Source organism: Glutamicibacter protophormiae (genome assembly GCF_016894325.1).
Classification (GTDB): domain Bacteria; phylum Actinomycetota; class Actinomycetes; order Actinomycetales; family Micrococcaceae; genus Glutamicibacter; species Glutamicibacter protophormiae.
This window is the reverse complement of the sequence record NZ_CP069806.1, coordinates 1219476-1231758: the sequence shown is the minus strand read 5'-3', so window position 1 is coordinate 1231758 and position 12283 is coordinate 1219476. Positions and strand designations below refer to the sequence as shown.

Here is a 12283-nt window from a genome sequence, read left to right as displayed (position 1 = left end):
GGGACGCGCCTAGCTGGAGTAGGCGGAGTTCTCGTGGACGTAGTCGTGGGTCAGGTCGTTGGTCAGCACCGTGGCCTGCGCGGTGCCCGCGTTCAGGTCGATGTCGATGGTGACGTTGCGGTCTTCGAGCGAGACCAGCGAGCGGTCCTCGCCCACCCCGCCGTTCTTGCAGACCCACACGCCGTTGATCGCGACGTTCAGCTCGTCCGGGTCGAAGGCCGCGGCGGTGGTGCCGACCTCGGAGAGCACGCGTCCCCAGTTCGGGTCCTTGCCGAAGACCGCGGTCTTGACCAGGTTGGAGCGCGAGACGGCCTTGGAGACCTCCAGCGCATCGGCTTCGGTGGCGGCGTTGAAGGTGCGGATCGCGATGGTGTGGTCCGCGCCTTCGGCATCGTCGATCAACCGGGCTGCCAGCTCCTGGCAGGCGTCGGTCAGCGCCGCGGTGAACTCGGCCGTGTCCGGGGTGATGCCCGAGGCGCCGGAGGCCAGCAGCAGCACCGTGTCATTGGTGGACATGCAGCCGTCGGAGTCAGCGCGGTCGAAGCTCATCGCGGTGGCGCTGCGCAGCGCGGCGTCCAGCTGCTCGCTGGTGAGCACCGCGTCGGTGGTCAACACGACCAGCATGGTGGCCAGCGCCGGGGCGAGCATGCCCGCGCCCTTGGCCATGCCGCCGATGATGGCCTGGCCGCTGGTGGAATCCCCCACCACGCGGCTGACCTGCTTGGACACGGAGTCGGTGGTCATGATGCCGGCGGCCGCCTGGTCGGAGGCATCCTGGCTGCCGGCCAGCTTGCCGACGGCCTGCGCGATGCCCGGCAGCAGCTTGTCCATGGGAAGCTGCTGGCCGATCAGGCCGGTGGAAGCCACCGCCACGTCGCCGGCGGAGATCTTCAGCAGGTCCGCCACGTATTCGGCGCTGCGGTGGGTGTTGCCGAAGCCCTCCGCGCCGGTGCAGGCGTTGGCGCCGCCGGAGTTCAGCAGCACCGCGTCGATGCGGCCGTCGGCCAGCACCTGGCGGGACCACTTGACCGGAGCGGCGGCCACGCGGTTCGAGGTGAAGACGCCGGCCGCGGCGAAGTCCGGCCCGAGGTTGCGCACCACGACCACGTCGTTCTTGCCGGTGGACTTCAGTCCTGCCGGCACGCCCGCGGCGGTGAAGCCTGCCGGGGCGGTGACGCCCAGGGCGTTGGCGGATGGGTGGGTGTTGGTGTGGGCGAGGCTCACGGTGCGACTCCTTGCATGAGCAATCCGGTGTTTTCTTCCAGTCCCAGCGCGATGTTCATCGACTGGACTGCGGCACCTGCGGTGCCCTTGGTCAGGTTGTCCAGCGCGACCGAGACGATCACGCGGTTGGCGTGGGTGTCGAAGGCCAGCTGCAGCTGGACGTGGTTGCTTGCCTGTACCGCGCCGGTGGTCGGCCATTGGCCCTCGGGCAGCAGATGGACAAACAGCTCATGGTCGTAGGCCGCGGACCAGGCCGCGCGCAGCTGCGCTTCGGTCACACCGGGCTTCACCTTGGCGGTGGCGGTGGTCAGGATGCCGCGCGGCATCGGGGCGAGGGTCGGGGTGAAGGACACGGTGACAGGTTCCCCGGCGAGCTTGGAGAAGCCCTGCTCCATCTCCGGGATGTGCCGGTGCACGCCACCCACGCCGTAGGTGCTCATGGAGCCCATGACTTCGGCGCCCAGCAGGTGGGTCTTGGCGCTCTTGCCCGCGCCGGAGGTGCCCGAGGCGGACACGATCACCACGTCGTCGGGTTCCAGCAGGTTGGCCGCGAAGCCAGGCGCCAGCGAAAGCTGGCCACCGGTCGGATAGCAGCCGGGCACCGCGATGCGCTTGGCGCCGACCAGCTTTTCGCGCTGGCCGGGAAGCTCGGGCAGGCCGTAGGGCCAGGATCCGGCGTGCTTGGTGCCGTAGAACTTCTCCCAGGCCTCGGCGGATTCCAGGCGGAAGTCGGCTCCGGCGTCGATGACCAGGGTCGATTCGGGCAGCTGCTGCGCCACTGCGGCGCTGGCGCCGTGCGGCAGGGCCAGGAAGACGACGTCGTGCCCGGCGAGGTTTTCCACGGTGGTGTCCACCAGCACCCGGTCGGCGAGCGCATGCAGGTGCGGCGCGATGCCGCCCAGGCGCTGCCCGGCCTGGGAATGCGCGGTGATGGCGCCAATTTCTACGTCGGGGTGGGCGGCAAGGATGCGCAGGACCTCGCCGCCGGCGTACCCGCTGGCACCGGAGACAGCAACTGAAATCGTCATGACCAGATTCTACCGCAAAATATGCATTGAGGCTAATAAATATTCATAACATGGTTTGTCATGAACGACGACATGGACGCTCTCGATCAGCCGCTGCGCAGGCTCGAGTCATAGACTGGCCCTAGTAGGGGCCCGTCCATACGGGTCGACGTCATTCTTCCACAGGAGCGCTCCCCCATGCAGCAGCAAGCCATACTCGTTGACGAACCATCGGATGCCAAGGGACTGGTTCTGGGGCAGTCTCCGGTTCCGGCCGCGGGGCCCGGACAGATCCAGGTGAAGGTCGCCGCGATCGGGGTCAACTTCATCGAAACCTACCAGCGCAGCGGCACCTACAAGGTCGATTACCCCTTCACGCCGGGCTCCGAATTCTCCGGGATCATCACCGAGGTCGGCGAGGGCGTGCAGAACTTCAATGTCGGGGACCGGGTGGCGACCGCTTCCGGCACCGCCAGCTACGCCCACTACGCGGTGGTCGACGCCGCCCGGGCCGGGCACGTCCCCGATGCAGTGGACCTGCAGGTGGCCGCCGCGCTGCCGCTGCAGGGCATGACCGCCCACTACCTGGTGCATTCCAGCTATATCGTGCGCGAGGGAGACATCGTCCTGACCTACGCAGGAGCTGGCGGGGTGGGGCTGCTGCTGACCCAGCTGCTCAAGCTGAAGGGTGCCACGGTGATCACCACCGCCAGCACCCAGGAGAAGAAAGACCTGGCCAAGGCCGCCGGAGCAGACTACGTGGTGGGCTACGACCAGGTGGCGGCCACCGTCGAGGAGGTCACCGACGGCCAGGGGGTGCATGCGGTCTACGACGGCATCGGCAAGGACACCTTCGACACCTCGCTGGCCGCGCTGCGGCGCCGCGGCACCCTGGTGCTGTTCGGCGGGGCCAGCGGCCAGGTGCCCGATTTCAACCTGCAGCGGTTGAACGCCGGCGGTTCGCTGACCGTCACCCGCCCGAAGCTCGACGACTTCATTGCCACTGAATACGAAATGCACTGGCGCTTCGGCGACATCTTCCGCTGGGCTTCCGAAGGCAAGCTGGACGTGCGCATCGGAGCGAGCTTCCCGCTGGCCGAGGCTTCGGCGGCCCACACCGCGCTGGAGTCCCGCGCCACTACGGGCAAGGTGCTGCTTGTTCCCTAGCCTCGGCACCGGCCGTCGCAGTGCCTGCGGGTCGCGGCGGCCCGTTTCCTTCCATTGACATTTTCCCGAAAGGCGAGCTGTTGGTTTCATTGGCGGTGTCCTTGCTCCTCGGAGCGGGCATGTTCCTGCTGCTGTTTTATGCCGTGTTCAGTTCCCGGTCCGAGGACTCGGACGGCGGTTCAGGCCGCCACGTCCATCGGGACCGGCGAGGACCGGCGCAGGCCAAGGCCATCCAGCGCACCAGCGTGCTCCGGCGTTTCGCCAACGTCTTCTCCTCCTTCGGCCCCAGCGATTGGGCGCTCTTCGCCTGGACGCTGGTATTCCTGGTTTCCGCCATTGCCCAGACCGCGATGCTGCTGGCCTAGTCCGGTTTCCGGCCTCCAGCCGGCCACCCAATCCCCTCACAACGACGACCCTCGGAGCACACTAGTGGAAGACCTTTCCCGGGAGCAGCGAAGCCCCGCCAACGATGCAGAGATCCAGGACTATCTGGAACGGTTGGGCCTTCCGGGGCTGATTGATCTGCATGTGCATTTCATGCCGCAGAATGTGCTGGACAAGGTCTGGGAGTTCTTCGACGGCCGCGAAGCGCACGGCGACCTGCCTTGGCCGATCAGCTACCGCACCGACGAGGCGCACCGCGTCGCCACCCTCGAACAGCTGGGAGTCGCCCGGTTCAGCACCTTGAACTACGCGCACCGCCCGGGCATGGCCGGCTGGCTCAATGAGTACTCGCGGAACTTCGCGGCGCACCACCCGCAGGCGATCGCCTCCGGCACCTTTTATCCCGAGGCCGGCGCCGAGCAACAGGTCAAAGACTGCCTCGAGTCGGGTGTCGAAGTCTTCAAGATCCATGTCCAAGTCGGAAACTTCGACCCGAACGACCCGTTGCTGGACCGTGCCTGGCAGCTGGTGGCCGAGGCGCGCACCCCGGTGGTCATCCACTGCGGGAACGGCCCTCACCAGGGAGATCACACGGGCATCGAGCCCATTCGCCGGCTGCTGGAACGACATGGGGATCTGGTTCTGGTCATCGCCCATGCGGGCTTGCCGGATTACCGCGAGTTCGCCGAGCTGGCACTGGCCCACCCGAATGTCTACCTGGATACCACCATGCTGGCTACCGACTTCACGGAGCAGTTCGCTCCCATGCCAGAGGGTTATGGCTCGCTGCTGGCGGCGTTGGCGGGCAAGGTGGTGCTCGGCACCGACTTCCCCAACATCCCCTACCCCTACAGCCACCAGATCCAGGCCCTCGATGCGTTGGGCCTGGGCGACCAATGGATGCGCGAGGTCCTCTGGGAAACACCGCAGCGACTGCTGGCCCAGGTGCGCGCAGCGCACTAGCCCCACCGCATGCCGGTGCAACTGCCCTCTCGTGGGCGTCGGATGCAGATCCCTAGAAGCGGGAAGAACCACCCGCCCCCGAGAAGCTGCCGCCCCCGGAATAACCGCTGGACACCCCTGAGGACGAGCTGGCAGCTTGGCGGGAGCTGTCCACCGCACTGACTGCGGAATGGTAGCCGATGTTGAATGCGCCCACCCGCCAAAAAAGCTCTGCCGGGCTGGTCACGTCCAGGATCGATCCGCCGCCGCGGGTTCCGGTGGCGGCGTAGCGCTGCTGGCGCATCGACTCGCGCATTTCCTTTTCCTCGGCCTTGGACTTGGCGTAGGCGCCGATCCGTGCGGTGGCATAGGCTTCAAGCCGTTCGGTCAATTGCTTGCGCAGCTCGCTGAGCCGGTCCAGGGCGGTATCGACGTCGATCGCCTGCGCGGCCAGATCCGTGCCGATGTCCTGCACCTCCTGCTGCGCTGTTGCGGCAAATGAGCGCAACGCGCTCCCGGCCGGGCCCAGCTTCTTGTCCGTGTCGTCGAGCAGCTGCGGAAGTTCCTCCAGGTCCTCAAGGATCGGGGCAACCTGCGCCCGCCACGCATCTTGCCACGTGGCAGACCTGGTGTACAGCGCCGCCGCGGCGATGATTGCGTCATCCGTCGCGTCCAACTGCTGTGCGGTGTCGTTGAAGTCCTTGGAGCGAGCGACGCCGGACGTGGAGGACCTGGTTTTCTTCGTGGCCGCTTCCAGCTCCTGCTGCCGGGTGAACAGCGAACGGTAGTCGACCATGAAATCGGCAAATCGCCGTTCAAGGTCCGCCGCATGGCGTGAGCCGCTCGGCAGGGTGCGGGCGGATAGCTCGGTGGCGTCCAGATCCATGGACACGTTGCCCAGATGCTCCCTGCCGGAGTCGAGGTGCGCCGCGAACTCCTTGCGCCGCGAAGCCCGAATGCCGAAGGCCGCCAGGCCTGTCACTCCCGCTGCGCCGCCGGCGACGCCCGTGGTGATCCAAAGGGCCGGGTTCTTGTACCAAGGCCGGTTCATGATCTTCGCACCCTTGGCGCCGACGGCGATGACGCCGTCGGTCCAGCGTGAGAGATTGAAGTCCTCGTACCCGGCCTTGTGGATGGATTCCATCTGGCCCGTGGAGACCTTGCGGTCTTCACCGAAGTAGGTGCCGATCTGGCCGTCGCCCGGTCCCTCGACCGAAAGCGTGATGATGAAGTATCCATCGGCCCAGTAGTCGCCGTAGTCCTCGGGATCTTGCGAGATCCATTCCGGATGCGCATCCCGTGCGAACGTGAGGGTTTCGGTGTTGATGTCGTCGGAGTTCTTGCCTTCGCGAGAAAAGACCGCAACCTTGGTAGGTTCGTTGAAGTCGATACCCGCCATGGCGTCCTTGATCTTCTCATCATTCAGGACATCCGCGGTGTCGTAAACGCTGACACCCTCCAGGTTTGCTCCGGCGGCGATGCCGACGGCGGAAGCGCTGGCGGCAGCCGCAGGCCATACCGGCGAGAATCCCAGCACCGCCACGGCGGCCGTGGCGGAGCATCGAGTCAAATAGCGGCGAAATTGCATGTGCAGAACTCCGGTCGAATAGCGGGTCGATCTTCCCGACGATTGATTTAGGCCATCGTATCGCCTATTTCAGGCGATGTCTTGAACCCGTATCAAGTTCCCAGATATCGCCAGAAGTCAGCCACGGCACGGTGCGCCGCCAAGGGGAAGAAGCAGCGCGGCGCATTCGGAACGCCACCAAGAATTCAAGGATCAATGCCCCTGCTCCGCCCGACTCGTGGATGCCTGCCGCACTATGCGGACCGGGCTGGCTGGAAGTAGTCCACCAGGAATCCGAGGAGCATGCCCACGGCGATGATCGCTACCGCCGGAAGCAGTACCAGCGGTCCGACGTAGTCGCGGATATCGATGCCCGCGAGCGGTTTGCCCAAGAAAGCGAAAAGCAGGTAGGCAACCGCCAGCATCAATCCAGCGGTGACGATGGCGCGCCCCTTCGTACGTCGCTTCCGCTTGGGAAATTGCTTGGCGTACTCCTCGGCGGGACCGAATTCCGCCTCGGCGGATGCGCCCGTCGTAGCCTCATGGGATCGAACCTCTTTGAGCGTCTCAGCTATCTCCGACTCCGGCATGCCCTGCATCCGCAGGTTGAAGGTCAAGTTCCGTTCGTAATTCACGATTTCTCCTGGCTTGTCGTTCGAATCTCGGACAAGGCGTGCGTCATGCCCGCCCAGGCGGCTTCAGCACGTTGAAGTTCCGCCTCGCCTTGCGGCGTGAGCTTGAAGAGCTTGCGAGGAGGCCCCGCATGCTCGTGCGCCCAGAGGTGCTGCGTCAGCTTCTGCTCTTCCAGCCGTTTCAGCAACGGGTAGAGCGTCCCTCCCTTGATGCGCGTGAACCCGTGCCGGCGAAGCGCCTCGGCAATGGCGTACCCGTGATTCTCTCCGTGGCTCAGCACCGAAAGCACCGCCTGCGGGAGCGCGGCCCTCGTCAGCTCGGGGTAGTCCTCGAAATCTTCCACTCTTAGATAGTCTCACTAGCTAGGTAGTGTTGCAACCCAGTAGACCGAATATGACTGCCGAAGATACAAACTGCTTGACGCGCCACGGCGCCCGAAGTCGCGCCTGGCCGCCGGTGCCCCCGCGTCCTTCGAGGTGGCCCCGTCCCGGAGCTCTGGCCCCTGTGTCCGCTCGGCCCACTGTGCGGAAGCGCAGGTGCACGGAAATATCAGAGATGCGGGTAACACTTCGCACGGAACCGCGCAGGCTGCCCAGTTGCCAATTCGATGCTTCGTCGCATATCAGACGTGCAATGAGCAGGGTCGAGACCTCCCGGAATCCGAAAGGATGAAACCCCCTCATGTCAACGTGGGTTACAAGTGGCTGTAAAATTGGAGGATGACTAGCATTGATGATTCCGGCGCGGCCGTACTTCCTGAAGCCGAACGCGAAGTTCTCACCTGGGACACCTTCGGCGTGGCATCCCGCGAACTGGCCCAGACCGTTGTTGACAGCGGATTCGAAACCGACGTTGTCGTGGCAATCGCCCGCGGCGGACTGCTGTTGGCTGGTTCCATCGCCTACGCCCTGGGAGCCAAGGCCTGCGGTGCCCTGAACGTGGAGTTCTACACCGGCATCGGCACCGTCCTTCCGGAACCAGTCGTGCTCCCCCCGATGCTGGACGAGGGAGCGTTGCACGGTAAGAACGTCTTGCTTGTTGACGACGTCTCGGATTCGGGGCGCACCTTGGCCAAGGTCGTCGACCTCATCTCTGAATGGGGCGCAAACGTCAAGACCGTCTGCCTCTACACCAAGCCGCGCACCATCATGGTTCCGGACTACGAGTGGCGCCGCACCGACAAGTGGATCACCTTCCCATGGTCCGATTTGCCACCGGTGGAAAAGACCGTATCCGGCAGCTAGATCCGCCAAGGACCCTGCCGGCATGCCGAGGAATGTGAACCCCGTGTTCCATCCCTCGGCATTCGTCTTTAAGCTGGCCGAAAGCCCGTGCCCGCGTACCTGCTCGCTGCTCCCGCCGCAGACCATGATTTCCGGGCCAGGCTTGCCGGCACTCTGCGAGGAGCTGCCGTGACCTGCACCAGCGAGACCTGAACAGCTTCCCGACTGCCGCGGGGCAGGGAAATGGCGCTGCGCGCCGCGGGAATTCAGGGGTTGATCACCCGGCAGGTAATACGCCAACGGAATTTTCGCAACCCCACGCAATCTCGAATCCGTGGAAGTCTGCTTATGGGTGGAGCCGCGATTCGGGAACGGGGAATAAAGCCCCTGATGCTCCCGCAGGGCCTGGCATTGCCGGCGGAGCGGGCGCCGCATCGGTGCTCGCCAGTACTTTCGAGAACTATTCAGGTGTGCTCAGGTTTCTGGTCCGCAGCGCTTGCACCCGGCAGCGTACCGACGCGGAGGCCGCAGACCCCCACTCCCAGCGGCTCTCACCGAATCCCTACCTGTCCGCAGACTCCGAGGTAGCAGAAGAGGGCTTGTAACCGTCCCTGAATTCCTGTTCGCGCTGCTGGTCCTGCGCCGGTTCGTCCAGATGCGTTCCCGCCCCGCGTTGGATCAGCAGCACCGCTCCCCAGGCAAGGGCGATGGCCGCCACGACAGCCATGGCTCCCAGAACCAAAACGAGCAGGCAAGCCCCTGTTTTCCGCGCAGCCGACATGCGTTCCCCCTTTTCGCATCGAATAAACCCAAGCCACAAGTCTAGCCCGTGGCTACACGCTGGGCACTCGTTTGCTTCCTAGCCACAGTGCCGTTCCGGGGCCATAATGCTCCCAACACCTCAAATGCGGCGGAGGGAAACTCATGGAGATCAATTACGGCCTTTCCTACCGATTGGGCCTCCACCCGTGGGAGCACTACGCCAAGATCCACGGTGACAACTTCGAGCATCAGCTGCGCAGTGAATTCGAGCAGCATGCCGGCGATTCCCCCGGCTTCCTCCCCCGGGCCATTGACCTGGGCTGCGGCAGCGGAATCCACGGCCGCCGAATGGCTGCGGCAGGCTTCGAGGTGGTGGGCGTGGATGCGCAGCAACTGCCGCTGGTCCGTGCCCGTCGGCAGGCGGGGCCGCACGAGACCTACGTACAGGCTGACGTCACCGACCTGTCCGAACTGGCTGCCGGCTTCGATTTCTCCCTGGACTCCGGATGCCTGCAGGGCCTGTCCGACGCCGCCCGCACCCGCTATGGGCAGGAGGTCGGCAGGCTCGCCGCACCCGGTGCGACCTTCCTGAGCCTGCAATTCGACAATTCCCGTTTCTCTTCCTTCATCGGAGGAATCTCCCGCGAAGAACTGGAGGACGTCCTTTCCCAGTGGGCCCTCATCGACGACTACCCCGCCGACACGCGTGGGCTAGGCTGGCTCCAGAAGAGGACCAGGCCGCACTGGTACCGCTTCCTGTATCGCTAGCGGAAATGGCAAACGCCCCGTTTCCCTGCAGATCCAGGGCAACGGGGCGTAGCACGCAGTCGCAGCTAGCGCTGGACGGCTCCGAACTTCGCGGCGGCCACGGCCACCGCGGCGGCTCGCGCCTCAGAAGCCTCGTCCGCGGTCAGGGTGCGGTCGGTGGCGCGGAAACGCAGGCCGAAGGCTAGCGACTTCTTGCCGTCCTCGATGCCCTTGCCCTCGTAGACGTCGAACAGCGCGACGTCTTCCAGCAGCTCGCCGGCGCCTTCGCGCAGTGCTGCCAGCACATCGCCGGCCACGACCTCGCGGTCCACGACCAGGGCAACGTCCTGGGTGGCCAGCGGCTGGGTGGACAGGTGCCCTGCGACAACCACGGCCGGGGCCGCATCCATTACGGCCGCGGCGTTCAGTTCGAAGGCCACGGTGCGCGCCGGAAGATCGGCGTCCTTGAGCAGCGCAGGATGCAGCTCGCCGGCGTAGCCGACAATCTGGCCATCCAGCTTCAGCGCTGCCGCACGGCCCGGGTGGAATGCCTGGTGGCTGCCTTGGGCGATCTCCAGCTGCGTGCCCAGCAGGTCTGCGACGGTGCGCGCCGCATCCAGTGCGTCGGCCCAGTCCCAGGCACGCGGGGCGAACCCGGCGGCGGCCGGGGCCTCGTGGCCGGTGAACACGCCGGCGATCTGCCATGGCTGGTTCGGCACGCCGGCGAAGAGCTCGGCCAGCACCTCGTCGCTCGGCTTGGCGCCCAGCGGAGGCAGCACGCTGGAGCCCAGCTGCTCGCCCGGCAGGAAGACCAGGCCGCCCTCGTACAGGGCCAGGTCGCGGAAGCCGCGGCCGTGGTTGCGGCGTGCTGTGTCCAGCAGCCCAGGCAGCAGCGAGGTGCGCAGGAAGCGGAATTCCTTGGAGATCGGGTTGGCCAGGGTGATGGCCTTGACCGGGGTGCCTGCCTGCGCGGCGCCGAAGGTGTTGTTCTGCGCCTGCGAGACGAACGGGTAGCTGAGCACCTCGGTCATGCCGACGTCGGCCAGGCCTTGCAGCACGCGGCGGCGCTGGGACTGCGAGCGGCTCAGGCCGCGGCCCGGGGGCGCCACCGGCAGGGTCGCCGGAATCTGGTCGTAGCCGATCACGCGGGCGACCTCTTCAACCAGGTCCTCCTTGATGGCCAGGTCCGGGCGCCAGCTCGGGGCGGTCACGGTGAAGCCCGCGGCGTCCTGCGAGACCTGCGCGCCGATGCCCTCCAGCGCGGAGATGATCTGCGCGTCGGAGTAGTCCACGCCGATCAGCGCCGAGGCGAAGCCCGCGGGCAGCAGAATCTGCGCGGCCTCCGGCACGGCGCCGGCGTCAGTGACCTTAGCTGTCTCGGTGCCGCCGGCCAGCTCGACCAGCAGGTCAACTGCGCGCTGCGCGGCGATCTGCATGATGCGCGGGTCCACCCCGCGCTCGAAGCGCTTGGACGCTTCGGAGGGCAGCTTGTGGCGGCGGCGCGAGCGGGCGATGGACACCGCGTCGAAGTGCGCGGCCTCGATCAGCACGCGGGAGGTCGCATCCGAGACCTCGGTGCTGGCGCCGCCCATGACGCCGGCAATGCCGATGGCGCCCGATTCGTCGGTGATCAGCAGGTCCTCTGGCGACAGCTCGCGGTCCTTCTCATCCAGGGTGGTGAGCTTCTCCCCGGCCGCGGCGCGGCGCACGGTGATCGCGCCGGTGAGCTTGTCAGCATCGTAGAAGTGCAGCGGGGCGCCCAGCTCCAGCATCACGTAGTTGGAGATGTCCACCGGCAGGGAGATCGAGCGCATGCCGGCCAGCTGCAGGCGCGAAGCCATCCAGCGCGGGGTCGGGCGCGTCGGGTCGATGCCGGCAACCTCGCGGGTCACGAAGCGGGTGCAGCCGGCCACGCCGTAGATCGGCGCCTGGTCGTCCAGCACCACCGGGTGGCCGGCCTCGACGGCGTCGGTGACCTGGACCTTGGAGGCCGGATCGGTGTAGTCGGTGCCGGTGGCCAGCCCGTATTCGCGGGCCACGCCGCGGATCGAGAAGCAGTAGCCGCGGTCCGGGGTGACGTTGATTTCCGCAGCCTGGTCATCCAGGCCGAAGAGCTCGAACACGTCGGTGCCCAGCTCCGGATCCAGGCCCAGGCGGGAGAGCACGATGATGCCGTCGTGGTCGTCGCCGATGCCCAGCTCGCGCGAGGAGGCGATCATGCCGGCCGAGGTGTGGCCGTAGGTCTTGCGCGGGGAGATCTTGAAGTCGCCCGGCAGCACCGCGCCCGGAAGCGTGACGACCACCTTGTCGCCCTCGACGAAGTTGTGCGCGCCGCACACGATGCCCTGCACCCCGGTCGGGTCGATGCCCTTGCCGGTCAGGGTCTGCTCGGCGCCTTCGGGCACCACGCGGACCTGGCACCAGTTGATGGTTTTGCCGTTGGAGGCTTCCTCCTTGACCAGGGAGAGCACCTGGCCGACCACGATCGGGCCGGAAAGCTCGTCGGAGGGGCGGTGGACGTCTTCTTCCTCCAGGCCGACCTTGACCAGGTCCGCCATGAGGTCTTCGGCCGAGGCATCGGCCGGAAGCTGCGTGTACTCGCGCAGCCAGGAAAGTGGAATACGCAT

The 12283-nt window shown here is 66.2% G+C and carries 12 protein-coding genes; 5 read left to right on the top strand and 7 right to left on the bottom strand.

The window, feature by feature from the left end:
- Positions 1 to 9: 9 nt before the first annotated feature.
- Positions 10 to 1182, bottom strand: coding sequence for a bifunctional glutamate N-acetyltransferase/amino-acid acetyltransferase ArgJ (argJ, locus tag JQN66_RS05850; RefSeq protein ID WP_188949237.1), 1173 nt, complete (start codon positions 1180 to 1182; stop codon positions 10 to 12).
- Between the two features lie 38 nt (positions 1183 to 1220).
- Entirely contained in the window at positions 1221 to 2252 is a 1032-nt protein-coding gene (argC, locus tag JQN66_RS05845) for an N-acetyl-gamma-glutamyl-phosphate reductase (RefSeq protein ID WP_204677018.1), read from the bottom strand.
- Between the two features lie 177 nt (positions 2253 to 2429).
- Here argC and JQN66_RS05840 point away from each other — a divergent pair, with 177 nt between their 5' ends.
- The 3 genes from JQN66_RS05840 to JQN66_RS05835 all read left to right on the top strand — a co-directional run bounded on the left by JQN66_RS05840 (position 2430) and on the right by JQN66_RS05835 (position 4745).
- Complete coding sequence (locus tag JQN66_RS05840; protein WP_204677017.1) at positions 2430 to 3398, top strand: quinone oxidoreductase family protein; 969 nt, start codon at positions 2430 to 2432, stop codon at positions 3396 to 3398.
- Between the two features lie 95 nt (positions 3399 to 3493).
- On the top strand, positions 3494 to 3763 hold the full coding sequence (locus tag JQN66_RS18470) for a hypothetical protein (protein ID WP_239464159.1): 270 nt from the start codon (positions 3494 to 3496) through the stop codon (positions 3761 to 3763).
- 64 nt (positions 3764 to 3827) lie between these two features.
- Positions 3828 to 4745, top strand: a complete 918-nt coding sequence (locus JQN66_RS05835) for an amidohydrolase family protein (RefSeq protein ID WP_239464158.1) — start codon at positions 3828 to 3830, stop codon at positions 4743 to 4745.
- 52 nt (positions 4746 to 4797) lie between these two features.
- On the opposite strand, the gene JQN66_RS05830 is transcribed toward JQN66_RS05835, so the two are convergent.
- From JQN66_RS05830 to JQN66_RS05820, 3 genes are all read right to left on the bottom strand, one after another.
- Positions 4798 to 6312 (bottom strand): DUF5129 domain-containing protein, encoded by a 1515-nt coding sequence (locus tag JQN66_RS05830; RefSeq protein WP_204677015.1) that lies wholly within the window; start codon positions 6310 to 6312, stop codon positions 4798 to 4800.
- A gap of 233 nt (positions 6313 to 6545) precedes the next feature.
- A complete protein-coding gene (locus JQN66_RS05825; protein WP_204677014.1) occupies positions 6546 to 6926 on the bottom strand; it encodes a hypothetical protein in 381 nt (126 codons plus the stop codon).
- Positions 6923 to 7267 carry a PadR family transcriptional regulator gene (locus tag JQN66_RS05820; RefSeq protein ID WP_204677013.1) on the bottom strand — a complete coding sequence of 115 codons (345 nt, stop codon included), beginning with the start codon at positions 7265 to 7267 and terminating at the stop codon, positions 6923 to 6925. Before JQN66_RS05820 ends, JQN66_RS05825 begins: the two co-directional genes overlap by 4 nt.
- 376 nt (positions 7268 to 7643) lie before the next feature.
- Here JQN66_RS05820 and JQN66_RS05815 point away from each other — a divergent pair, with 376 nt between their 5' ends.
- Positions 7644 to 8168: a phosphoribosyltransferase gene (locus tag JQN66_RS05815; RefSeq protein ID WP_188949213.1), complete on the top strand. Its 525-nt coding sequence runs from the start codon at positions 7644 to 7646 to the stop codon at positions 8166 to 8168.
- A gap of 541 nt (positions 8169 to 8709) precedes the next feature.
- Here the strand turns inward: JQN66_RS05815 and JQN66_RS05810 are convergent.
- Positions 8710 to 8874, bottom strand: a complete 165-nt coding sequence (locus JQN66_RS05810) for a hypothetical protein (RefSeq protein ID WP_204677012.1) — start codon at positions 8872 to 8874, stop codon at positions 8710 to 8712.
- Positions 8875 to 9071: 197 nt separating this feature from the next.
- On the opposite strand from JQN66_RS05810, the gene JQN66_RS05805 reads away from it, so the two are divergent.
- Entirely contained in the window at positions 9072 to 9677 is a 606-nt protein-coding gene (locus JQN66_RS05805) for a class I SAM-dependent methyltransferase (protein WP_204677011.1), read from the top strand.
- 65 nt (positions 9678 to 9742) lie between these two features.
- On the opposite strand, the gene pheT is transcribed toward JQN66_RS05805, so the two are convergent.
- Complete coding sequence (gene pheT, locus JQN66_RS05800; protein ID WP_204677010.1) at positions 9743 to 12283, bottom strand: phenylalanine--tRNA ligase subunit beta; 2541 nt, start codon at positions 12281 to 12283, stop codon at positions 9743 to 9745.

Coding starts and splice junctions, on each gene's coding strand:
- argC (WP_204677018.1), bottom strand. CDS start 2,252: ATGACGATTTCAGTTGCTGTCTCCGGTGCCAGCGGGTACGCCGGCGGC.
- JQN66_RS05830 (WP_204677015.1), bottom strand. CDS start 6,312: ATGCAATTTCGCCGCTATTTGACTCGATGCTCCGCCACGGCCGCCGTG.
- JQN66_RS05840 (WP_204677017.1), top strand. CDS start 2,430: ATGCAGCAGCAAGCCATACTCGTTGACGAACCATCGGATGCCAAGGGA.
- JQN66_RS05805 (WP_204677011.1), top strand. CDS start 9,072: ATGGAGATCAATTACGGCCTTTCCTACCGATTGGGCCTCCACCCGTGG.
- JQN66_RS05810 (WP_204677012.1), bottom strand. CDS start 8,874: ATGGCTGTCGTGGCGGCCATCGCCCTTGCCTGGGGAGCGGTGCTGCTG.
- pheT (WP_204677010.1), bottom strand. CDS start 12,283: ATGCGTATTCCACTTTCCTGGCTGCGCGAGTACACGCAGCTTCCGGCC.
- JQN66_RS05815 (WP_188949213.1), top strand. CDS start 7,644: ATGACTAGCATTGATGATTCCGGCGCGGCCGTACTTCCTGAAGCCGAA.